Origin of the sequence: Micromonospora sp. NPDC007208, assembly GCF_042869175.1 — a bacterium.
GTDB lineage: Bacteria > Actinomycetota > Actinomycetes > Mycobacteriales > Micromonosporaceae > Micromonospora > Micromonospora foliorum.
In genome coordinates this window covers 19,160-40,980 of sequence record NZ_JBIAFG010000012.1, presented here as the reverse complement: position 1 = coordinate 40,980, position 21,821 = coordinate 19,160, and the positions used below count along the sequence as shown (strand labels likewise).

Annotated in this window: 19 protein-coding genes; 12 read left to right on the top strand and 7 right to left on the bottom strand. The window is 72.3% G+C overall.

Annotated features, from left to right (window positions below; translation table 11 throughout):
- Positions 1–120: 120 nt before the first annotated feature.
- Together ACFYL6_RS22440 and ACFYL6_RS22435 are read right to left on the bottom strand one after the other, a co-directional pair.
- Complete coding sequence (locus tag ACFYL6_RS22440) at positions 121–354, bottom strand: hypothetical protein (RefSeq protein WP_030337431.1); 234 nt, start codon at positions 352–354, stop codon at positions 121–123.
- Positions 355–599: 245 nt separating this feature from the next.
- Positions 600–2,210 (bottom strand): RNA polymerase sigma factor, encoded by a 1,611-nt coding sequence (locus ACFYL6_RS22435; RefSeq protein ID WP_387173881.1) that lies wholly within the window; start codon positions 2,208–2,210, stop codon positions 600–602.
- Between the two features lie 657 nt (positions 2,211–2,867).
- Here ACFYL6_RS22435 and ACFYL6_RS22430 point away from each other — a divergent pair.
- Complete coding sequence (locus ACFYL6_RS22430) at positions 2,868–3,686, top strand: inositol monophosphatase family protein (RefSeq protein ID WP_387173879.1); 819 nt, start codon at positions 2,868–2,870, stop codon at positions 3,684–3,686.
- Between the two features lie 219 nt (positions 3,687–3,905).
- Here ACFYL6_RS22430 and ACFYL6_RS22425 read toward each other — a convergent pair whose 3' ends face one another.
- Positions 3,906–4,418 carry a LytR C-terminal domain-containing protein gene (locus tag ACFYL6_RS22425; protein ID WP_387174108.1) on the bottom strand — a complete coding sequence of 171 codons (513 nt, stop codon included), beginning with the start codon at positions 4,416–4,418 and terminating at the stop codon, positions 3,906–3,908.
- Positions 4,419–4,851: 433 nt separating this feature from the next.
- Here ACFYL6_RS22425 and ACFYL6_RS22420 point away from each other — a divergent pair, with 433 nt between their 5' ends.
- The gene (locus tag ACFYL6_RS22420; protein ID WP_007075406.1) at positions 4,852–5,148 is read left to right on the top strand and encodes a DUF4193 domain-containing protein; all 297 of its coding nucleotides are present in this window, start codon (positions 4,852–4,854) and stop codon (positions 5,146–5,148) included.
- A gap of 116 nt (positions 5,149–5,264) precedes the next feature.
- A complete protein-coding gene (locus ACFYL6_RS22415; RefSeq protein ID WP_387173877.1) occupies positions 5,265–6,170 on the top strand; it encodes a hypothetical protein in 906 nt (301 codons plus the stop codon).
- A gap of 57 nt (positions 6,171–6,227) precedes the next feature.
- On the opposite strand, the gene ACFYL6_RS22410 is transcribed toward ACFYL6_RS22415, so the two are convergent.
- Positions 6,228–6,761, bottom strand: coding sequence for a DUF3093 domain-containing protein (locus ACFYL6_RS22410; protein ID WP_387173876.1), 534 nt, complete (start codon positions 6,759–6,761; stop codon positions 6,228–6,230).
- A gap of 84 nt (positions 6,762–6,845) precedes the next feature.
- Between ACFYL6_RS22410 and dut the strand changes: the two genes are divergently transcribed.
- From dut to ACFYL6_RS22390, 4 genes are all read left to right on the top strand, one after another.
- A complete protein-coding gene (dut, locus tag ACFYL6_RS22405) occupies positions 6,846–7,382 on the top strand; it encodes a dUTP diphosphatase (RefSeq protein WP_387173874.1) in 537 nt (178 codons plus the stop codon).
- A 25-nt stretch (positions 7,383–7,407) separates the two neighbouring features.
- Positions 7,408–8,070, top strand: a complete 663-nt coding sequence (locus tag ACFYL6_RS22400) for a DUF3710 domain-containing protein (RefSeq protein WP_387173872.1) — start codon at positions 7,408–7,410, stop codon at positions 8,068–8,070.
- Positions 8,071–8,184: 114 nt separating this feature from the next.
- Entirely contained in the window at positions 8,185–8,565 is a 381-nt protein-coding gene (locus tag ACFYL6_RS22395; RefSeq protein WP_238659245.1) for an OB-fold nucleic acid binding domain-containing protein, read from the top strand.
- A gap of 25 nt (positions 8,566–8,590) precedes the next feature.
- Positions 8,591–9,277 (top strand): DUF3159 domain-containing protein, encoded by a 687-nt coding sequence (locus tag ACFYL6_RS22390; protein WP_387173870.1) that lies wholly within the window; start codon positions 8,591–8,593, stop codon positions 9,275–9,277.
- 42 nt (positions 9,278–9,319) lie between these two features.
- Here the strand turns inward: ACFYL6_RS22390 and ACFYL6_RS22385 are convergent, their stop codons facing one another.
- Both ACFYL6_RS22385 and ACFYL6_RS22380 read right to left on the bottom strand, forming a co-directional pair.
- Positions 9,320–10,009: a TrkA family potassium uptake protein gene (locus tag ACFYL6_RS22385; protein ID WP_238659247.1), complete on the bottom strand. Its 690-nt coding sequence runs from the start codon at positions 10,007–10,009 to the stop codon at positions 9,320–9,322.
- Between the two features lie 3 nt (positions 10,010–10,012).
- Positions 10,013–10,678, bottom strand: a complete 666-nt coding sequence (locus ACFYL6_RS22380; protein ID WP_387173868.1) for a potassium channel family protein — start codon at positions 10,676–10,678, stop codon at positions 10,013–10,015.
- A 164-nt stretch (positions 10,679–10,842) separates the two neighbouring features.
- Here ACFYL6_RS22380 and ACFYL6_RS22375 point away from each other — a divergent pair, with 164 nt between their 5' ends.
- The 3 genes from ACFYL6_RS22375 to dxs all read left to right on the top strand — a co-directional run bounded on the left by ACFYL6_RS22375 (position 10,843) and on the right by dxs (position 16,335).
- Positions 10,843–12,927: an APC family permease gene (locus ACFYL6_RS22375; protein WP_387174106.1), complete on the top strand. Its 2,085-nt coding sequence runs from the start codon at positions 10,843–10,845 to the stop codon at positions 12,925–12,927.
- A 97-nt stretch (positions 12,928–13,024) separates the two neighbouring features.
- Positions 13,025–14,260, top strand: a complete 1,236-nt coding sequence (locus ACFYL6_RS22370; protein ID WP_387174104.1) for a class I SAM-dependent RNA methyltransferase — start codon at positions 13,025–13,027, stop codon at positions 14,258–14,260.
- A 128-nt stretch (positions 14,261–14,388) separates the two neighbouring features.
- On the top strand, positions 14,389–16,335 hold the full coding sequence (dxs, locus tag ACFYL6_RS22365; RefSeq protein WP_387173867.1) for a 1-deoxy-D-xylulose-5-phosphate synthase: 1,947 nt from the start codon (positions 14,389–14,391) through the stop codon (positions 16,333–16,335).
- Positions 16,336–16,668: 333 nt separating this feature from the next.
- Here dxs and ACFYL6_RS22360 read toward each other — a convergent pair whose 3' ends face one another.
- Positions 16,669–17,862: a hypothetical protein gene (locus tag ACFYL6_RS22360; RefSeq protein ID WP_387173865.1), complete on the bottom strand. Its 1,194-nt coding sequence runs from the start codon at positions 17,860–17,862 to the stop codon at positions 16,669–16,671.
- Positions 17,863–18,131: 269 nt separating this feature from the next.
- Between ACFYL6_RS22360 and ACFYL6_RS22355 the strand changes: the two genes are divergently transcribed.
- Both ACFYL6_RS22355 and ACFYL6_RS22350 read left to right on the top strand, forming a co-directional pair.
- Positions 18,132–20,021, top strand: a complete 1,890-nt coding sequence (locus ACFYL6_RS22355) for a hypothetical protein (RefSeq protein WP_387174102.1) — start codon at positions 18,132–18,134, stop codon at positions 20,019–20,021.
- Positions 20,021–21,817, top strand: coding sequence for a hypothetical protein (locus tag ACFYL6_RS22350; RefSeq protein WP_387173863.1), 1,797 nt, complete (start codon positions 20,021–20,023; stop codon positions 21,815–21,817). Before ACFYL6_RS22355 ends, ACFYL6_RS22350 begins: the two co-directional genes overlap by 1 nt.
- Positions 21,818–21,821: the final 4 nt, after the last annotated feature.

The following is a 21,821-nucleotide window of genomic DNA, read 5'->3' as shown; positions in this document are numbered from 1 at the left end:
AGGGGGGGGGGGGGGGGGGGGGGGGGGGGGGGGGGGGGGGGGGGGGGGGGGGGGCGCCCCCACCCCGCCGGCGGGCCCCCCCCGGGGGGCCCCCCCCCCCGGCTATGTCGGTTTGCGGATTTAGTTCGCCATCAGATCGGCGCCACGCCAGCTGAAATCGGGCTCCGTTGCGAACCGCTCGGTGATCTTCACGAGATCCTCCGCGTACTTGTTCGCGTGGTGCCCGCAGAACACCAGCTCGCTCCCACCCGCCAGAGTGATCCGGAGCTTCCCGGCAGCATTGCAGCGGTCGCACCGTTCATCGGCGGCTGGGGGCGCCACCGTCTCGGGCGGCGGCGTGAGGGTCGGGGTCATCGCCTTCCTCCTCTGGTCGTCACCGATGAACAATCTCTTCGGTCGTTGCTCACCTATCGTGCAACACCCTTACTAGGCACTGCCTTCCCTGTGTGCCCGCGGGGGACCGAGGTCACACCTGGAAGGGACAGTGTGCCGTGCACCCAGGGTGCCACGTCAACGATCACATTCGTGCATCCGGACGATCACCATCTGGTGTTGCACGCCAGGTGGTCAAAACGACACGTTCGGTTGACGAAACCGGCTCAGTCCAGGTAATCCCGGAGAACCTGCGACCGGGACGGGTGACGCAGCTTGGACATCGTCTTGGACTCGATCTGCCGGATCCGCTCCCGGGTCACCCCGTAGACCTGGCCGATCTCGTCGAGCGTCCGAGGTTGGCCGTCGGTCAGGCCGAAGCGCAGACGTACCACACCCGCCTCACGCTCGGAGAGCGTCTGCAGCACCTGCTGGAGCTGGTCCTGGAGGAGCGAGAACGACACCGCGTCGACCGCGACCACGGCCTCGGAATCCTCGATGAAGTCGCCGAGCTGGCTGTCGCCCTCGTCGCCGATGGTCTGGTCCAGTGAGATGGGCTCCCGAGCGTACTGCTGGATCTCCAGCACCTTCTCGGGTGTGATGTCCATCTCCTTGGCCAGCTCCTCCGGAGTGGGCTCGCGGCCCAGATCCTGGAGCAACTCACGCTGTATGCGGCCGAGCTTGTTGATGACCTCGACCATGTGCACCGGGATGCGGATGGTGCGGGCCTGGTCGGCCATGGCGCGGGTGATGGCCTGCCGGATCCACCAGGTGGCGTACGTGGAGAACTTGTAGCCCTTGGTGTAGTCGAACTTTTCGACGGCCCGGATCAGACCGAGGTTGCCCTCCTGGATCAGGTCGAGGAAGGCCATGCCGCGGCCGGTGTAGCGCTTGGCCAGCGACACCACCAGTCGGAGGTTCGCCTCCAGGAGGTGGTTCTTGGCCCGCTCGCCGTCGCGGGAGATCCAGCCCAGGTCACGGACCATCTCCCGGGCGAGCTTCTCCTCGCCCTCGTCGGCAGCCCGCAGTCGCTCGGCGGCGTAGAGCCCGGCCTCGATCCGCTTGGCCAGCTCCACCTCCTGCTCGGCGTTGAGCAGCGGAACCTTGCCGATCTGCTTCAGGTACGCGCGGACGGAGTCGGCGGAGGCGGTCAGCTCGGCGTCGCGTCGCGCCTGCTTGAGGGCCTCGGACTCCTCGTCGTCCCACTCGAAGTCGTTGTCGGTCGCCGAGGCGGCGGCGTCGGTCTCGGCGGCCTGGGCCAGCTCGGCCGGCTCCTCGACCACCACGTCCTCGATCGCGGCGGCCAGTTCCTCCGGGTCGATCTCGCCCTCGGCGCCCTCGCCCTTCGCCTTGCCGCCAGCCTTGGTCGGCTTGGCGCCGGCAGCCGCGGCCACGGTCGCCTTGGTGGCTCGGGTCGACCGGGTCGCCTTCGCCGGTGTCGCCGCGCCGGCCTCAGCGGCGGTGCCGGTCGCCTTGCGGGCGGCCACCTTGCGCGGGGCCGGCGTCGCCGGAGCGTCGTCGGCGGCGGGGGCCTGCTTCGGCGCCGGCGCGGCGGCCTTCTTGGTGGTCTTGGCGGTGGTGGCCCGGGACGCTGGCGTGGTCGAGCGGGCCGCGGCGACACGGCGACGGGTGCTCGCCGAGCCGTCCACCACGACGGTCACTCCCGCCTCGGAGAGCGCCCGCAGGATCTTCTTGGCCTGGGCCGGAGTCACCTCGGCGGACTCGACGGTGCGCGCGAGCTGAGCCGACGTCAGCTGACCACCGGCGCTCTGCGCGTGGGCGATCAGGGTGTCGGTGAGCGAGCGAACGTCGGCGCCGGGCTGGCGGGGTTCTGTCACGAATGACCTTCCGGAGGCGAAGAGCGGGCACGGCGGGTTCGTCCAGCGCAGCGAGGGTTACCGTGCCGGGCGATGTGGTTGAGGGACCCTCGTGTCACGGTCCGGCCGGTGGTCGGCGGTCCGTGCCGCGTGGGCAGGGGTGAATTGTAACGCCGTCTGCGGCGATCATCCTGCTCCGCACCGCGTACCGCCGGTGGGGACCGTCGGTGCGGCGGAGATATGGGCTTCGCGGTAATGATAGCCGCGCGGCCGGCGAAGGGCGCCCATCGTCGAGCCTGGCGGCGCGCAGATCGTGTCCGAACTGCCGTTTGAGCAGGCAGTGCCAGGTCAGCGTGCCGGTTGCGAGGGCGCGCGTGCGGATCACCCAGGTCGCTGACGGTCCGGCGGGTGGCACCCCCACCAGGTCGCGGTTGGGCAACGGTTGCGAGCCGAGCACGGACGGGGCGGTAAGCACTTAAGCGACATTACCGGACCTAATGGGGCATGTTGGCGAAGGTTGGCCGCCCAAGTCGCAGGTGCACGCATCTCGCGGTGGGTGCCAGGCACCAAAGATCCTGGTCTGGTGCCGTCGCGCGGCGTGGGGAACGATGATCTTCGGAAGCCGGGTCGGTAGTTCCACCCATCCACATGCACCCGGAGTGCGGAAAGAGGCGAATCATGACCAACTCGGCTACGACGCCATCGGAGCTGCTGACCATCGCGGTGGAGGTGGCGAGGGACGCGGCGGACACCGCGTACCGGATGCGTGCCGAGGGGGTCGTCGTCGCCGCCACCAAGAGCACCGTCACCGACGTGGTCACCGCCGCCGACCGGGCGGTCGAGCGGCAGATCCTCGACGCGCTGGCCGCGCTGCGTCCCGAGGACTCGGTGCTCGGCGAGGAGTACGGCGAGGACGCCTCCGGCGCCGGGCGCAGCGGGGTGCGCTGGATCGTCGACCCGATCGACGGCACGGTGAACTACCTGTACGGGCTGCCGCACTCCGCGGTCTCGCTGGCCGCCGAGGTGGACGGGGTGGTGGTCGCCGGCGTCGTACGCAACGTGAGCACCGGCGAGGAATGGACCGCCACGGCCGGCGGCGGGGCCTGGCGCGACGGTGTCCGGCTGCGCTGCTCCGGCGAGGTCGACCTGGGGCAGGCGCTGGTCGGCACCGGCTTCGGCTACGACGCCGCCCGCCGGACGCACCAGGCGCAGGTGGTGGCCGGGCTGATCGCGCACGTGCGGGACATCCGCCGACTCGGCGCCGCCGCGCTGGACCTCTGCCTGGTCGCCGAGGGGCGGCTCGACGCGTACTTCGAGAAGGGTCTTGCGGCCTGGGACCTGGCGGCGGGCGGGCTGGTGGCCGCCGAGGCGGGGGTTCGGGTCGCAGGCCTGGCCGGTCGGCCGCCGGGGCCGGATCTGGTGGTCGCGGCCCCGCCCGCGCTCTTCGCGCCGCTGCACGATCGGCTGGCCGCGCTGGACGCCGCCGGCGGACCCTGACCCTAGGAACCCTGAACGGCGGACCCTGACGGGCCAGCCTGACCGGCGGACCCTGACGGGCCGGCCTGACCGGCTGGCCTGACGGGCCGGCCTGACCGGTGGACGAGGCCGGCGGACCTGACAGGTGGACGAGGCCGGGGGACCTTACGGGTGGACCAGGCCGGTGGGCCAGGTGGCTCCCGATCGCCGACCTGCGCTGCGGCGGGGCCGGTTACGCAGTCACTTGGCGGGTGGGGAGGGGCAGGAGCCCTTCGGTGCCTCCGGCGGGCCCGAGTCGCCGAGTGACTGGTTGACCTCGGTCGTGGTGGCGAGCTGCTGGAAGCCGTTGCCGAGCACCACGTCCACGGTGTCGTCGGTGCGCTTCGGGTCGTAGCCGGGGGTGGCGTTGTTGAGGAAGTACGCCTGGAGCAGGTGCGCGGAACCGACGCCCTTGGGGCCGTACCGCAGGACCGCGACGCTGTTGACCTTCTTCTCGTTCCCGGTCTTCTTGACCTGGAACTGTCGATTGCTGAACTCGTCGGCGACGGTGCCGGCGAGACCGGGCTGATCCGTGGCATTGAACACGTTGATCTTGACGTCCTTGCGCTCGCGCAGGGTCAGATCCGCCAGCGGCCAGCCCTCGGGGCAACCCGCCGCGGTGCCCGCGTTGCCCTGGCTGTCGCGGACCACGGCCACGACGACGAAGACCAGGGCGATGATCGCCAGCAGGCCGACGACGACGAGTGCTCGCACGCGCGCAAAACTCATCAGGGCACTCCCCGGACCTCAGGTGGGTGGTGACGGCCAGGAACGATCGCTCAGGCCGCCGGCCGTCGAATACGCCGCTGAGGTTAACGGTTGTCCGGCCGTCGCGTGGAAACAGCCCGACATGCCGGCGCGCCGACCGCGAACCGGGTACTACTACCCCTATCTTCGTGTCGCCTGAATCACATTGGGAACAACTTCGCGTGCGGGGGCGTACATCTCAGCCGCAAGGGCGGTATACATGCCTCGCCCAAGGGGGGGTAAGGTTCCGCGCTCGCAGGGGAGTCGCCCCGGCGAGCTCGACCCGTTCGGTCCTCGGGTCGGGTGCCCGACACAAGTGGTGGCCGGCCAGCGGAACCGAAACAGCGTCGTCCGGCGTTACAACCGGAAGCGACAACATCGATATGGGAGAGTGAAACCGATGGCCACCGACTACGACGCCCCGCGTCGCGACGAGGTCGACCTCGGCGAGGACAGCCTGGAAGAGCTCAAGGCACGGCGCGTCGACTCACAGTCGGGCGCGGTGGACGTCGACGAGGCCGAGGTGGCCGAGAGCTTTGAGCTGCCCGGTGCCGATCTGGCCGACGAGGAGCTCACGGTCAAGGTGCTTCCGATGCAGCAGGACGAGTTCCGGTGCGCCCGCTGCTTCCTGGTCCACCACCGTAGCCAGCTGGCGGTCGAGCGTAACGGCGAGCTGATCTGCCGCGAGTGCGTCTGACAGCCACAACACCAGCGGCGGCCTCCTGAACGGGGCCGCCGCTGCCGGTGTAGGCATGCGGCAGCGGTGGGTACCTGCTTGACTCGTAGCGGGTAGCCACAGCACCGGGAGGTCCGATGAGCGATCGAGGCGGCACCACCGATGGCGGCACGGACGACCTCGGTGCCACCCGTGGCACGGATGACCTTGGTGCCACCCGTGGCACGGATGACCTTGGTGCCACCCGTGGCACGGATGACCTTGGTGCCACCCGTGGCACGGATGACCTCGGTGCCACCGTCGCGGCGTTGACCGCGGACGACATCGCGCCGGCCCGACGCCGCCAACTGCTGACCCGGATGGTCGGGCAGGCCCGTGCGCGTGGCATCTCCGACCTGTTCAAGCCCCGCGCCGCCGTCCGGTGGATGGTCGACACCGTCGCCGAGATCGCCCCGCACGTGCCGGTGCGGGACCTGGACACGCTGCGCCGGCACTTCCCCGGCCTGGACGACGCCGCCCTGGCCGACAGGCTCATCCGCAACGCGTCGAGGACCACCGCCGCGATCGGCGCGGCCGGTGGGGGCGTCGCCGCCGTCGAGTGGGCGGTGGCCCCGACGCTGCTCTCCGCGCCGGTGCTGCTCGCCGCCGAGACCGTGGCCGTGGTGGCGGTGGAGCTGAAACTGGTCGGCGAGCTGCACGAGATCCATGGTGTGTCGCTACCGGCCGGCGGCAGCCAACGGGCGGTCGCACTGGTGCACTCCTGGGCCACTCAGCGCGGCGTCAACCCGATGGTGCCAGGTGTGGGAGTGGGAGCGGTGCTCGGCACCGCCGCCCGCAAGGAGTTGCGGGACATGCTGCTGCGGCGTTTCGGTCGCAACCTCACCACGCTCGGGCCGTTCCTGACCGGTGCGGCGGTGGCCAGCTTCCTCAACCGCCGGGCCACCCAGCAGATGGCCGACCAACTCCAGGTCGACCTGCGTCGGCGGGGCATCGCCCGACCCGCGCCACCGACGGCCCTCCCGGGCCCGCCGACCGGCACCTGAGCGAGCCGCGGGCCTTCGGCGCCGGACCGGCACCTGAACGGACCCGGCGCCGTCGGATCAGCCCGGCTCGCCTGCCGCCGGGTGGGACGCCGCCAGGGCGTCGCGCGCGGTCAGCACCGCCTCGGCCAGCTCGACCGGGTGGCGGGTGCTCACCACCCAGAACGGGGTCGGATCCGCGGGGTCGTCGAGGATCACCTGAACGGCGCCGCCGATCCACGGTCGCTGCACCACGAAGGCGAGCGGGTCCGCGCCGACGCCGAGCACCTCACGTCGGCCGGCCACGTCCAGCGGCACCACGTCGGCCACGAAACGGACCGGCAGGCGGGCGTCGTCCACCCGCAGCTCGGCGTCGGCCACCCCGACCCGGATCCGGCCCAGCCACCACAGCCCGACAGCGGTGAGCGGCACCAGCACGGCGAACGGCAGCCAGGCGCGGACGCCGGAGGCGCCCATCCAGATCTCGACGGCCAGCAACGCGGCGGCCACCAGCCCGGACAGCCACAGCCACCAGGGCAGATCCAACCGCTCGGTGTACGCCGAGCGGGCGGCGTCCGGCGGCTGATCGGCGGATGGGGAGGGCGACATGCTCACTCCTGCGAGGGTACGGCGCACGGCGGCTCGACGAACCGGCAGGATGGCAGGGTCACCCCGCGAACCGGACGGAAGAGGGGACCCGTGACCGACGTCGTACCCGTGCCCGTGCAGCTGCTCGACCCGGAGCTGCCGTTGCCCACGTACGCCCATCCTGGCGACGCCGGGGCCGACCTGGTGGCGGCCGCGGACGTGGAGTTGCCGCCCGGCGGCCGTGCCCTGGTGCCCACCGGCGTGGCCATCGCGCTGCCGGAGGGGTACGTGGGGCTGGTTCATCCGCGCTCCGGCCTGGCGGCCAGGCTCGGCGTGACGGTGCTCAACGCGCCCGGTACGGTCGACGCCGGCTACCGGGGTGAGATCCTGGTCAACCTGATCAATCATGATCGGGATGTGCCGGCGAAGATCTCCCGCGGCGACCGGATCGCGCAGCTCGTGGTCCAGCAGGTCGCACGGGCGCGGTTCGAGCCGGTGGTCGAGCTGCCCGCGTCCCGGCGCGGGACCGGTGGGCATGGGTCCACCGGTGGGCACGCCGGGCTGGTGCCGTCGCCGACGGGCCAGGACCGGGTCGAGCGGCGGCCGAACGAGCTGGGCCGCGGGCAGACGGAAGAGGTGGCAGGGTGAGTGTGAACAGCGGAGGGCAGGCGCAGTGATCTTCTCCCGAAAGCGGGCCGATGCCGAGCGGCAGACCCGTGACGAGCGGGCCACCGAGGTCCCGGACCAGGGCGATGCGACGCCGACGCTGGAGCGCGGCCCGTACGACATCTCCGAGAGCTACGACGACGTGCAGCGACTCGACCTGGGCAGCCTGCACATCCCGGCGATCGCCGACGTCGAGGTCCGGGTGCAGGCCGACCCGCAGGGTGTGGTCCAACAGGTGGTGCTGGTGCACGGCGACAACGCGCTCCAGTTGGGCGTCTTCGCCGCACCCCGGTCCGAGGGGATCTGGGACGAGGTGCGCGAGGAGATCCGGCAGTCGCTGCTCCGCGACGGCGCGAACGCGCAGGAGGTCTCCGGCGAGTACGGCCCGGAGTTGCACGCCCAGGTGCGTACCCCGGACGGCTCGACGAACCTGCGGTTCGTCGGGATCGACGGGCCGCGCTGGATGGTCCGTGGCGTGTTCCAGGGCCCGGTGGCCACCGACCCGACCATGGCTGGGCCGCTCGTCGAGTGCCTGGACGGCCTGGTGGTCGACCGCGGGCAGGAGGCGAAGCCGGTCCGCGAGCCGCTGCCGCTGCGGCTGCCCAAGGAGATCGCCGACCAGGCCGAGGCCGAGGCGGGCGACGCCGCCGCCGCGCCGCGTCAGGTCTGACCCGAGCGCACCGGCCCGCCGGAACCAGCCCCGTCGGCGTACGCTGGCGGCACGGTTCCGGCGCCGCCGGGGCCGGCCGGGGACGGCGAGCGTGGAGAGGGTGACGCGGAGGTCATGACGACCGACGAGAGCCGGGTGTCGCTGCGGCGCATCCTGCAGAAGTTCACCGCCAGCGAGGCCGAGATCGACGCGCAGGAGCTGCGTCGGGAGAGCGCCGAGTGCGGCGGGATCCCCGCCCAGCAGTGCTCCCGGGGTCAGCTGGTCTCGGTCGCCGGGCGGCTGCGCACGGTGGTCTACACGCCGCGCACCAACCTGCCCACCCTCGAGGCCGACCTGTACGACGGCAGTGACGTGGTCACCCTGGTCTGGCTGGGTCGACGGCACATCGCCGGGATCGAGCCGGGCCGGCACCTGACCGCCCGTGGCCGGGTGGCCGTGCGGGACGACCGCAAGGTCATCTACAACCCCTACTACGAGCTGGATTCGCCCAAGTGACGGCACTGCGGACGGAAGGCCGGCGATGACGACGGGACAGCACCGGGCGGCACAGCCGGAGACCGGTCCTCAGGACGACGAAGAGCCGCTGCCGACGATCGCCGAGCAGATGGCCGACCAGCTCGGCGGCTGGCGCGGGCTGGTCGAGTCCAGCATTCCGGTCGTGGTCTTCGTCCTCGCCAACATCATCGGGGAGCTGCGGCCGGCGGTGATCGCGTCGGTCTCCGTCGCGGTGCTGATCGCCGGGGTGCGGCTGGCCCAGCGCCGGCCGATCCGGCACGCCGTGAACGGGCTCTTCGGCGTCGGCGTCGGCGCGGCCATCGCGTGGCGCACCGGCGACGAGCGTGACTTCTACCTCCCCGGCATCCTCTACGGCATCGGGTACGGGGTCGCCCTGCTGATCTCGGCCGCGATCCGGCAGCCGCTGGTGGGCTGGATCTGGTCGGTGTTGGTGGCCAAGGGCCGCTCGGAGTGGCGGGCCGACCCGAAGCTGGTGCGCACCTTCACCCAGCTGACCGTGCTCTGGGGTGTGGTCTGGCTGGCCAAGGTCGGCGTGCAGGCCGGGCTGTACCTGGCCCACCAGGACACCGCCCTGGGCGTGGCCCGGCTGGCGCTGGGCTACCCGCCGTACGCGCTGCTGCTGCTGATCACGGTCTGGACGGTGCGCCGGGTCACCCGGGAGTCGCCGCCGGCCCCGCTGCCCAGCGCCTGAGCGACGCCGGGCCCGCCGGGCCGCTCGGCGCGCCCGTCGGGGTCAGCGTGAGCCGCGGGTCCGTTCGACGCTGTCCGGTCCGAGGATCACCGCGCGGACCTCGTCCTCCACCTCGGCGGTGCAGACGAAGATCAGCTCGTCGCCGGCCTCGATCGGGTCGTCCGGGCTGGGCACCAGGACCCGCTTGCCACGCAGGATCGCCACCAGGGCGGAGTCGCGGGGCAGCGGCACGGCGTGGATCGGCTGACCGACGTAGGGGGCGGTCGGCGGCAGGGTGATCTCGACGAGGTTCGCCTCGCCCTGTCGGAAGGTCATCAGCCGGACCAGGTCGCCGACGGTGACCGCCTCCTCGACGAGCGCGGCCATCACCCGCGGCTTGCTCACCGCGACGTCGACGCCCCACTGCTCGGTGAACAGCCACTCGTTCTCGGCCCGGTTCACCCGGGCCACCACGCGGGGCACCGCGAACTCGGTCTTGGCCAACAGCGACAGCACCAGGTTGGTCTTGTCGTCGCCGGTCGCCGCGACCACCACGTCGCACCCGGCGATGTTCGCCTCCTCCAGGCTGGCCACCTCGCACGCGTCGGCCAGCACCCAGTCGGCGGCCGGCACCCGGTCCGGGCGCAGCATCTTGGGTTGACGCTCGATGAGCATCACCTGGTGGCCGTTGTCGATCAACTCCTGGGCGATCGAGCGGCCGACGTTGCCCGCGCCCGCGATGGCGACCCGCATGGCTCAGTGCCCTCCTTCCGGCGGCGTCGCCGCCACCGACGTGACCGTCGCCACGATGTCATCGCTGACCAGCATGAACACCTGGTCGCCCTCCTGCAGGACGGCGGAGCCGGTGGGCAACGTGCCGATGCCGAAGCGGATCAGGTAGGCCACCCGCGCGCCGGTCGCGTCCTCCAGCGTCCGCACCGGTCGGCCGATCCAGTCCTTGTGTACGGGCACCTCGACGATCGACACCGTGCTCGTGGGGTCGCGGAAGATCTCCACGTTGCCCTCCGGCACCAGGTGTCGCAGCATCCGGTCCGCCGTCCACCGCACGGTCGCCACGGTGGGAATGCCCAGCCGCTCGTAGACCTGGGCGCGGCGCTGGTCGTAGATGCGGGCGGCGACCCGGGACACGCCGAACGTCTCGCGGGCCAGCCGGGCCGAGATGATGTTGGAGTTGTCGCCGCTCGACACCGCCGCGAAGGCGTCCGCGCGCTCGATGCCGGCCTGCCGGAGCACCTCGCCGTCGAAACCGGCCCCGGTCACCGTGATCCCGGCGAAGTCGGGGCCGAGCCGGCGGAAGGCGTCGGCGTCCTGGTCGATCACCGCCACCGAGTGCCCTCGGGACTCCAGGCTGTGGGCGAGGGTCGACCCGACCCGACCACATCCCATGATCACGACGTGCACGCTGTCCCTCCCAAAGGTGGTACCGCTTCCGCTGCCGGTGGCCTTACGAGTGCGAGCCTGCCACGTCCCGGTGGCGAGCGGGGACCGACCGTACCCCGCCGTCTGGAGCAGCCGTGATCGCCCACCCCCGCACCCCCGCCGTGGTGGTCGTACTCTTGGCGTTCGTGGCCAGTCCCACCTCGCTGCTGAAGCGGCTTCTTCTCGGTCGACCGTTCCGGTCCGACCGGCTGCAGCACACCCTCCTGCCGAAGCGCATCGCGCTGCCCGTGTTCGCGTCCGACGCGTTGTCCAGCGTCGCGTACGCGCCTGACGAGATCCTGCTTACCCTTTCCATCGCCGGTGCCTCCGCGTACGTCTTCTCGCCGTGGATCGCGCTGGCCGTGGTCGTGGTCATGCTCACCGTGGTGGCGAGCTACCGGCAGAACGTGCACGCCTACCCCTCCGGCGGCGGTGACTACGAGGTGGCCACGGTCAACCTGGGGCCGAAGTTCGGCGTCGGGGTGGCCAGCGCATTGCTGGTCGACTACGTGCTCACGGTGGCGGTGTCGGTCTCCTCCGGGGTGGCCAACCTGGGCTCCGTGGTGCCGTTCGTGGCCACTCACAAGGTCCTCATCGCGGTGAGCGCGGTGGTCCTGCTGAGCGCGGTCAACCTGCGGGGGCTGCGCGAGTCGGGCACCGCATTCGCCATCCCCACCTACGGCTTCGTGATCGTGATGGGCGGGATGCTGCTCACCGGGCTGTTCCGGGTCTTCGTCATGGGTGACGACCTCCGCGCGCCGAGCGCCGGCCTGGTGATCCAGGCCGAGCACAGCGTGACCGGTTTCGCGCTCATCTTCCTGCTGCTGCGGACGTTCAGCTCGGGCGCCGCCGCGCTCACCGGTGTCGAGGCGATCTCCAACGGGGTGCCGGCGTTCAAGGCGCCGAAGAGCCGCAACGCCGCCACCACCCTGCTGCTGCTCGGCACCATCTCGGTGAGCATGCTGGTCGGGATCATCTGGCTGTCCCGGCTGACCCACCTGCAGTTCGTCGAGGACCCGGCCCTCCAGATCATCTCCGGCCCCGAGGGGTACGTGCAGAAGACGGTCACCACCCAGCTCGGGGAGACGGTCTTCGGTTCCGGGTCGATCCTGCTCTACGTGGTCGCCGGGATGACCGCCCTGATCCTCTTCCTGGCGGCGAACACCGCGTTCAACGGCTTTCCGGTGCTCGGCTCGATCCTCGCCCAGGACCGCTACCTGCCCCGTCAGTTCCACACCCGGGGCGACCGGCTGGCGTTCTCCAACGGCATCGTCTTCCTGGCCCTGTTCGCGATCGTGCTGATCGTCGGCTTCCAGGCCGAGGTGACCCGACTCATTCAGCTTTACATCGTCGGGGTCTTCGTCTCGTTCACCGTCTCCCAGGCCGGCATGATCCGGCACTGGAACCGGCACCTGCGCACCGAGCGGGACCCGGAGGCGCGCCGCCGGATGCACCGGTCGCGGGCCATCAACACGTTCGGCGCGGGCCTGACCGGCGCGGTGCTGGTGATCGTCCTGATCACCAAGTTCCTGCTCGGCGCCTGGATCGCGATCGCCGCGATGGCGGTGATCTACGTGCTGATGCTGGCCATCCGCCGGCACTACGACCGGATCGCCGTCGAGCTGACCCCGCCGGACGAGGGCCGGGCCGTGCTGCCGGCCCGCAACCACGCGATCGTGTTGGTCAGCAAACTGCACCAGCCGACGCTGCGGGCCATCGCCTACGCCCGCGCCACCCGGCCGGACACGCTCACCGCGGTGACCGTCAACGTGGACGAGAAGGACACCCGGGACCTGCAGGCCGACTGGGAGCGCCGCGAGATGGCCATCCCGCTCACCGTGATCGACTCGCCGTACCGGGAGATCACCCGCCCGATCCTGGACTTCGTCGCCTCCACCCGCCGCAAGTCGCCCCGGGACGTGGTCACCGTGTTCATCCCGGAGTACGTGGTCGGCCGCTGGTGGGAGAACCTGCTGCACAACCAGAGTGCCCTGCGCCTCAAGGGTCGGCTGCTCTTCGAACCGGGGGTGATGGTGGTCAGCGTTCCGTGGCAGCTCGCGTCGACAGCGAGCAAGAACCTGGACCGGCTGGACGCCACGCTGTCCCGCACACCGGCCCGGGGGCCCCGGAGCACCGGGTCGCCCCTGGTCGCCGCCCCGCCGGTGGCCTCCGCGCCGCCCGCCGAGGGCGGGCCCGAGAACAGCGAAACGATGGGAAACACCCGTGACTGAGTCGGGCGGTCAGCGCACCGCGACGCCCCGGACGCCGTCGGCCTCGGCTGCGTCGTCGCCGTCGGCGGCCTCGTTGGCGTCGGCCTCGGCTGCCTCGTTGGCGTTCGAGCGGGGCCTGGCCGAGACGGACCGGGTCGAGCTGACCGTGGACGCGGTCGCCCCCGGCGGGCACTGTGTCGCCCGGGTGGACGGGCAGGTGGTCTTCGTCCGGCACGCGCTGCCCGGTGAGCGGGTGATCGCCGAGGTCACCGAGGTGCACAAGGGGTTCGTCCGGGCCGACGCGGTGACCGTGCTGGAGCCCTCGGCGGACCGCGTCGAGCCGCCCTGCCCGTACGCGAAGCCGGGTGCCTGCGGGGGCTGCGACCTCCAGCACGTCGCCCCGGCCGCGCAACTGGCCTGGAAGACCGCCGTGGTCCGCGAACAGTTGGTCCGCCTCGGCGGGCTGACCGACGTCGAGTTGGACCGGCTCGGCGTCCGGGTCGAGGCGCTGCCCGGTGGGCTGCTCGGCTGGCGTTCCCGGGTCCGTTACGCGGTCGACGCCGCGGACCGGGCCGGCCTGCTCAAGCACCGCTCGCACGAGGTGGTGCCGATCGACCGTTGCCGGATCGCCCACCCGGCCATCCAGCAACTGCCGGTGCTCGCCCCCACCGGTGCGCGCTGGCCGGCCGCCGAGGCGGTTGAGACCATCGCCAGCACCGGCGGGGATGTGACCGTCACGGAGATCCGCGACGGGGTGCCCACCCCGGTCAGTGGCCCGACCGAGGTCCGCGAGGTCGCCGACGGACGGGACTGGACGCTGCCCGCGTCCGCGTTCTGGCAGGTGCACCCGGCCGCCGCGGACGCCCTCTCCACGGCGGTGCTGGAGTTGCTGGCCCCGCAGCCGGGCGAGACCGCCTGGGACCTCTACGGCGGCGCTGGGCTGTTCGCCGCGGCTCTCGCCAGCCGGGTCGGCGACGCCCGGATCACCCTGGTCGAATCGAGCCGGGACGGGGTGGACGCGGCCCGGGCCAACCTGGCCGACCTGCCCCAGATCGAGGTGGTCGCCGCCCGGGTGGAGACCGCGCTGACCCGCCGACGGATCACCGGCCCGGTCGACGTGGTGGTGCTCGACCCGCCGCGCTCCGGCGCGGGAGCCCAGGTGGTGCGGGACATCGTCGCCGCCGGCCCGCGGGCGGTCGCGTACGTGGCCTGTGACCCGGCTGCCTTCGCCCGGGACGTGCGCACCTTCGCCGACCTCGGTTGGCGGTTGGCGGCGCTGCGGAGCTTCGACCTCTTCCCGATGACGCAGCACGTCGAGCAGGTCGGGCTGCTGCTTCCGCCGGACGAGCGGTAGCAGACCGCTCGTCGGCGCTGTTGCCAGCGCCTGACCGGGTGCTCAGCTGCCCACTCCCCGCCCAGCCCGGGTGCGCGGGTCTCCGGGCCGGGCTGCGGAGTACCGGGCGGCCGATAGACTCTCCGGTCATGAGCGTTGAAGAGGACACGGCCAACCACGGCCGGCTGCTGGGGACGGTTCGCGGTCCGCAGGATGTCAAGCGGATGTCCGGCGAGGAACTGGACGTCCTCGCCGCCGAGATCCGGGACTTCCTGATCACCAAGGTCTCCCGTACCGGCGGGCACGTCGGGCCCAACCTCGGTGTGGTCGAGCTGACGCTCGCCATGCATCGCGTCTTCGACTCCCCCCGGGACCGGCTCCTGTTCGACACCGGCCACCAGGCGTACGTACACAAGATCATTACTGGCCGTCAGGCCGGCTTCGACAAGCTCCGCCAGCGCGGTGGCCTCTCCGGCTACCCCAGCCAGGCGGAGAGTGAGCACGACCTCATCGAGAACTCGCACGCCTCCACCGCGCTGTCCTACGCCGATGGCCTCGCCAAGGCGTACGCCCTGCGCGGTGAGGCGCGCAGCGTCGTGGCCGTGGTCGGTGACGGCGCGCTGACCGGCGGCATGTGCTGGGAGGCGCTGAACAACATCGCCACCGCCGGCAACCCCCTCGTGATCGTGGTCAACGACAACGGTCGCTCGTACGCCCCGACCATCGGCGGGCTGGCCGACCACCTCTCCTCGCTGCGGCTCAACCCCGGCTACGAGAAGGTCCTCGACACGGTCAAGGACGCCCTCGGCTCCACGCCGCTGGTCGGCCGCCCGATGTACGAGGTGCTGCACGCGGTCAAGAAGGGCATCAAGGACGCGGTCGCCCCGCAGGCGATGTTCGAGGACCTCGGCATCAAGTACGTGGGCCCGGTGGACGGGCACGACGTGACGGCGGTCGAGGCGGCGCTGCGCGCGGCGAAGAACTTCGGCGGCCCGGTCATCGTGCACGCCGTCACCCGCAAGGGCTACGGCTACCGTCCTGCCGAGGAGGACGAGGCGGACTGCCTGCACGGCCCCGGCAGCGCCTTCGACGTGGAGACCGGCGCGCTGCTGGCCGCCCCGTCGGTGAAGTGGACGCACGTCTTCGCCGACGAGCTGCTGGCCATCGCCGACGAGCGCCCGGACGTGGTGGGCATCACCGCCGCGATGGCCGAGCCGACCGGCATCGCCAAGCTGGCCCGCAAGTACCCCGAGCGGGTGTACGACGTGGGCATCGCCGAGCAGCACGCCGCCACCTCGGCGGCCGGGCTCGCGCTCGGCGGCCTGCACCCGGTGGTGGCGGTCTACGCCACCTTCCTCAACCGCGCCTTCGACCAGGTCCTGCTGGACGTGGCGATGCACAAGCTGCCGGTGACCTTCGTGCTGGACCGGGCGGGCATCACCGGCCCGGACGGGCCCAGCCACTACGGCATCTGGGACATGTCGGTCTTCGGGGTGGTGCCGGGCCTGCGGATCGCCGCTCCCCGCGACGCCGCCACCCTGCGGGAGGAGCTGCGCGAGGCGGTGGCCGTCGACAACGGCCCGACCGTGGTGCGGTTCCCGACCGGCGCGGTCGCCGCGGACCTGCCGGCGCTGCGCCGGGTCGGCACGGTCGACGTGTTGGCCGAGTCCGCCCGTACCGACGTGCTGCTCGTCGCCGTCGGCTCCTTCGGCCAGTTGGGCATGGAGGTGGCCGCCCGGGTCGCCGAGCAGGGCTACGGCGTCACCGTCGTCGACCCCCGCTGGGTGCGTCCGGTCCCGACGGAGCTGGTCGACCTGGCCGCCCGCCACCGGCTCGTGGTCAGCGTCGAGGACGGCGTCCGGGTCGGCGGGGTGGGCGACGCGCTCGCCCAGGCGATGCGCGACGCGGACGTCCGGGTGCCGCTCAAGGACCTGGGTGTGCCGGCCGACTGGCACCCGCACGGCACCCGCGCGCAGATCCTCGCCGACCTGGGTCTGACCGCCCAGGACGTGGCCCGCAACGTCACCGGCTGGATCTCCGGCCTGGACGCCACCCCGGACCGCCTCACCCCCAGCGACGCGGCCGCGCAGAACTAGCCCCGCGCAACGACGAACGGGCGCCCCTCAAGGGGCGCCCGTTCGTCATGCGTACCCGCCCCCGTCCCGGGCCTCCCCGGTCGATCAAGGACTTCTGGTGGGCAGTGATTGGTGGTTCGCGCCTTTTGCGAGGCACCACAACTCCATGATCGACCGGGTCAAGGTGCGGCGCGGCGGTGTGCCGCCACGTTCCGCCGCGTTGCCCCGTCGATCTTGCACTTTCGGTTGGCGTGATGCCCCTTGCGCCCTGGATTGTCGGCGCAGAAAGTGCAAGATCGCGGGGGCGGGGGCGGGGGCGGGGGCGGGGGCGCGGGGGGTTAGCGGGGCGGGGGGTTAGCGGGGGGAGATTGAGCGGTAGTGGGTCTTGTCGGTGTTGGCGAGGCTGTAGGTCTGGGAGCGGGACGGGGTGGGGATGACCACCAGGCCGGGGCGCTCGACCAGCAGGGGAGTGCCCGGTGGGACGGAGAGCGAGCTGTCCCGGGTGGCCCGCCAGCTCAGCACCACCAGCGGCTGGCCGGGCACCGGCAGTTGGTACGCCTGCAACGGGGTGGCCCGGTCGGCGGGTGAGACGACGGGCGCGCTCCCGTCGGCCGGTCGGTAGATCACCGCGGTCATCGCGCCGGCGTCGGTGTCCCAGCTGAGCTGCTGCAACTCGGCCGCCTCGCCGCCGCCGAGGGCGACTTCGCCGAGCGAACGCACGGTGAGCTTCGCCATCGGCCAGGACGTCGGCACCGAACGCGGGGCGTCCCGGTCCCCGATTCGGCGCGGGATGCTGCCGAACGGGCCCCGATCGCCGGCCAGCACGCAGGTGTCCAGGCCGGTGAGCGCCCGCCGGCCCGTGCCGGACTCGTCGCGGACCAGCGGGTAGCGCGGGTCGACGGTGCCGGTGCCCAGGTCGAGCAGCCGGTCGGCGGCCCGCCCACGGGGCAGCGACTCCGTGGTTCGCAGGGTCGCGGTAACCCCGACGGCCGTGCAGGACGGCACGTCGACCGGTGCGCTGAGGCCGTCCGCGATGGCCAACGTCCGGTCCTGTGGCCCGAGGAGGGTCTGCACCCGGGCCGAGACGAGGTAGCGCCGGCCGCCGGCCGTCTGCACCGGCAGCACGTCGGAGTAGACGAGGTAACCGGGGTCGGTGTACTCGGTGGCGCGGGTCACCGCGTACCGGTCGCCCTCGCGGGTCAGTTGCAGCAGCCAGGACGCGCTTTCGCCGGGCACGTCGGCGGCCACCAGCGCCACCGGGGCGCCGTCGACCCGACCGGAGAAGAGGATGCCGGACGAGGGCAGGTGCGCGCGGTCGTCGGCCGGCGACCGCCAGCCCCGGACCGCCGCGGTGACCGCAGCCGTCGCCGTCGGGTCTCCGGAGAGGTCGCCGCGGGGCGGCCACACCGCGAGGGTGCCGTCCAGGCTGTCGTACCCGACCCGCAGGTCCTGCGGCTTCCGCTCGGCTACCGGACCGCAGGCCGTGGTGGCCAGCAGCGCGCTCAGCAGGACGGGAAGCGCCCTGCCGTACCGACGGCCTGGAGTCACCTGGCCCGCCCCCGATCGCCTCACCGTCGCTGTCGGAAAGCGCCATAGTACGAGATGTCCGATGCGATGCCTCAGCTGGCCGGCACCCGACCAACCACAGTGGACACCACCGGGGGTTTAGGACGTTTTGGTTGCTCCGGTAGACTCCGCCGACTGTGACGCCTGCCGAGTCCCGCGCCCTGCCCGCGCCGCACCCGGAGGCGGCAGCCGACTCCGCCGAGCTGGTGAGCTACCGCACACCGGCCGGCCTCTTCGCCGGCCCGCCCGCGCTGACCGCCCCCACCACGAACCCGGCCGAGCCTGAGGCGCCGGCCGAGCCTGAGGCGCCGGCTGGGCCTCAGGCGCCGGCTGGGCCCGAGGCCCCGGCGGAGCCCGAGGCGCCGGCCGAGAACGCGGTGCCGACGCGGGCGCGGTGGCGTCGGTGGACTCGGCGTCGGCAGCACCTGGCGGTGGGCGGGCTGTTCCTGCTCGCCGCGCTCTGGGTGACAAGCCGGATCTGGCTGGACCCGTCCGGCCGGGTGGCGTCGCTCTACACCGGTGACCCGGCCCAGGTGCAGTTCTTCCTGGCCCACTCGGTACGCGTGGTGCTGCACGGCGAGTACCCGTTCTACACCGAGCAGTTCAACTACCCGGACGGCGTCAACCTGATGGCCAACACGGCCGTGCTGGCGCTGGGCATCCCGATGGTCCCGGTGACGCTGCTCTTCGGGCCGGCGGTCTCCTTCGTGGTGCTGGTCACGCTCGGTCTCGCCGGCACCGCCATGGCCTGGTACCTCATGCTCTCCCGGCACCTGGTGCGTACGCCGCTCGCGGCGGCGGTCGGCGGCTGGTTCTGCGGGTTCTCGCCCGCGATGCTCTCGCACGCCAGTTGGCACCCGAACATCATCAGCCAGTTCCTGCTGCCGTTCATCGTGTGGCGGGTGCTGGTGCTCACCCGCTCCGCAAAGCCGGTTCGGGACGGGGCTCTGCTCGCCCTGCTGGTCACCGCGCAGGCGTTCATCAACGAGGAGATCCTGCTCTTCGCGGCGCTGGCCTGCGGCGTCTTCCTGTTGGCGGTGCTCGCCCAGGAGCCGGCCCGGTGGCGGGCGGCGTGGCGGCCCCTGGGGGTCGGCGTGGTGACCTGCGCGCTGCTGGCCGGGTCGCTGCTGGCGTACCCGCTCTACATCCAGTTCGCCGGGCCGATGGCCTACCACGGGCTCAGTGACGCGGTGCAGGACTACGGCAACGACATCGCCGCCTTCTTCGCCCCCGGCTCGCCCACCCTCGGCGGCAACCAGCGAGCCAACATCAACCTGGCGCCGAACTACTCGGAGGAGAACGCCTTCTTCGGCTGGAGCCTGTCGATGCTGGCCATCGGCATCGTGGTCTGGCTGCGCCGGGAGTTGATCGTGCGGGCGCTCGCGGTGACCGGCGTGTTCTTCGCCGTACTCTCCCTCGGCGAGCGGGTCTCCTGGTGGGACCGGGAGCTGATCACCGGGCCGTGGCAATGGTTGGTCCACCTGCCGCTGCTGGACGCGGTGGTGCCGACCCGGTTCGGGCTGATCACCAGCGTGGTGATCGGTCTGCTGCTCGCGCTCGCCGTCGAGCGGGCCTGGGCACTGCGTCCGGCCGACCGCCGTACCGTCCACCTGCTGACCGCCGCGGGCCTGGCCTTCGCGCTGCTGCCGATCGCACCGATGCCGCTGCGGATGGTCTCCCGGCCGCCGGTGCCGGACTTCATCACGGCGGACCGTTGGCGGGCGTACGTCGGGCCGGACCAGACGCTGGTGCCGATTCCGGTGCCCAGCATGGGTAACACACACGGCATGCGCTGGGCGGCGGCCACCAACCTCGACTTCAAGATTCCCGGCGGGTACTTCCTCGCCCCTCGCAACGGCAACACCGGTGACGCGGGCCGGTTCGGCGGTCGTCCCAGCGGGGTGGGCCAGATGCTGGAGGAGGTGGCGACCACCGGCCGTACGCCCAAACTGGACGACCGGCAGCGTCGGCGCTTCAGCGACGAGCTGCGGCACTGGCGGGCGGCGATCCTGGTGCTGCCGGTGCGGCAGCAGAACGCCGAGCCACTGCGGCGTACGGTCGAGGAGCTGGTCGGCCCGGGCCGCCAGGAGTTGGATGTCTGGGTCTGGGACGTCCGGACGCTCAGCGACCGTTCGGTCTGATGACCACCGGGACGACGTCCCCGAACACCTCGTCCCCGGCGACGGCCGGCGCGTCCCGTCCGGCCTGGCTGCGGGACGCGCTGGTGGTGGCCGGCTATCTGGGCCTCGCCGTGGTGCTGACCAGCGGGCAGTGGGGTCGCCCGTGGCGGCTGTTCCACCAGGCGGGTGACCAGATCCTCTTCGAGTGGATGTTGGCCCACGCGGCGCACGCGGTCGTCGAGGGGGAGAACCCGCTCTACAGCACCGGGTTGAACGCGCCCGACGGGGTCAACCTGATGGCGAACACCTCGGTGCTCGGCCTGGGTGTCCCGCTCACCCCGGTCACCCTGCTCTTCGGCTCGCAGGTGGCGTTCTGCGTGGCGGTCGTCTGCTGCCTCGCCGGGACCGCCGTCGCCTGGTACGTGCTGCTGCGCCGCCGGCTGGTCGGCACCCGGGCCGCGGCCGCGGTGGGCGGGCTGATCTGTGGCTTCGCCCCCGGCATGGTCGCTCAGGCGGGCGCCCATCTGCACATCGCCGCCCAGTTTCTGGTGCCCGCGATCCTCGCCCTGGTGTTCCGGCCCGCCTCCGCTACGACGAGGAACGGCGTGTGGCGGCCCGGCGTCGGCCTGGGGCTGCTGCTCGTCTGGCAGGTCTTCATCGGCGAGGAGGTGCTGGCCTTCCTGGCGCTCGCGGCCGGGGTCTTCGCGCTCGGTTACGCGCTCGCCGACCGGGTGGCCGCACGGCGGCTCGCCCCGGCCCTGTTCGGCCGGCTCGCGGTGGCGGCCGGCGTGGCGGTGGTGCCGCTGGCGTACCCGCTGTGGTTCCAGTTCCACGGCCCGCAGCACTACGCCGGGATGGCGTTCGCCACGCAGGCCTTCCAACTGGACGTCGCCTCGTTCACCGCGTCGGCCCGGCAGACCGTGCTGGGTGACGACTGGCTGCCGGGGTTGCTCGCGCCGAACCCGACCGAGGAGAACTCGTTCTTCGGCCCGGGTCTGCTGGTGCTCGCCGTGGTGATCGTGATCTGGCAGTGGCGACGACCGTTGGTCCGGGCACTGGCCGTCTGTGGCGGGGTCTTCGCCCTGCTCTCGCTCGGCGGCGAGCTGCGGGTGGACGGGGAGGCCACCGGCATCCCGGGGCCGTACCGGCTGCTCGGCGGGCTGCCGCTGCTCGATCTCGCGGTGCCGGCCCGGTTCGCGCTGGTCTGCGTACCGGTGCTGGGTGTGCTGGTGGCGCTGTCCCTGGACCGGGTCCGCGCCGCGCGTGGGCCGACCACGGCGCCGGGCCTACCGGTGCGGCTGCTGTGGGCCGGCGCGGTCGCCGCCGCGTTGCTGCCCCTGACCCCGACGCCGATCCGCGTGGTGCCGGTCGCGCCGGTGCCGGCGTTCGTCGCCGCCGGCGGCTGGCGTCCGCTGGTGCCGCCCGGCCGGACGGTGGTCGCGGTACCCCCGGTCACCGGTGCGGGGCGTAGCCCGGCGATGCTCTGGTCCGCCCGTGCCGCTCTGGGATTCGCCGCGCCGGGTGGTTACTTCATCGGCCCCAGCGGCCCGGACGACCCGGCGGCCCGCTGGGGCGCGCCGGACCGGCCCACGTCGGTGCTGCTCCGGCAGGTCGCCGAGACCGGCGCGGTGCCGGTGCTCACCGACGCCGACCGCCGCCAGGCAGTCGAGGACCTGCGGCACTGGCGTGCCGCCGTGGTCGTCCTCGGCCAACTGGAGCACGGTGACCCGGTCCGCCGAACCGTCGACGACCTGCTCGGCCCGGGTCGACCGGTCGACGGCGGCTGGTTGTGGGACGTCCGGGACCGCGTCGGCTGAGCCG

What these genes read in the sequence shown, in the direction of transcription:
- ACFYL6_RS22440 (WP_030337431.1), bottom strand. Translation starts at nt 354, where the DNA reads ATGACCCCGACCCTCACGCCGCCGCCCGAGACGGTGGCGCCCCCAGCC.
- ACFYL6_RS22430 (WP_387173879.1), top strand. Translation starts at nt 2,868, where the DNA reads ATGACCAACTCGGCTACGACGCCATCGGAGCTGCTGACCATCGCGGTG.
- ACFYL6_RS22420 (WP_007075406.1), top strand. Translation starts at nt 4,852, where the DNA reads ATGGCCACCGACTACGACGCCCCGCGTCGCGACGAGGTCGACCTCGGC.
- ACFYL6_RS22415 (WP_387173877.1), top strand. Translation starts at nt 5,265, where the DNA reads ATGAGCGATCGAGGCGGCACCACCGATGGCGGCACGGACGACCTCGGT.
- ACFYL6_RS22395 (WP_238659245.1), top strand. Translation starts at nt 8,185, where the DNA reads ATGACGACCGACGAGAGCCGGGTGTCGCTGCGGCGCATCCTGCAGAAG.
- ACFYL6_RS22390 (WP_387173870.1), top strand. Translation starts at nt 8,591, where the DNA reads ATGACGACGGGACAGCACCGGGCGGCACAGCCGGAGACCGGTCCTCAG.
- ACFYL6_RS22385 (WP_238659247.1), bottom strand. Translation starts at nt 10,009, where the DNA reads ATGCGGGTCGCCATCGCGGGCGCGGGCAACGTCGGCCGCTCGATCGCC.
- dxs (WP_387173867.1), top strand. Translation starts at nt 14,389, where the DNA reads ATGAGCGTTGAAGAGGACACGGCCAACCACGGCCGGCTGCTGGGGACG.
- ACFYL6_RS22350 (WP_387173863.1), top strand. Translation starts at nt 20,021, where the DNA reads ATGACCACCGGGACGACGTCCCCGAACACCTCGTCCCCGGCGACGGCC.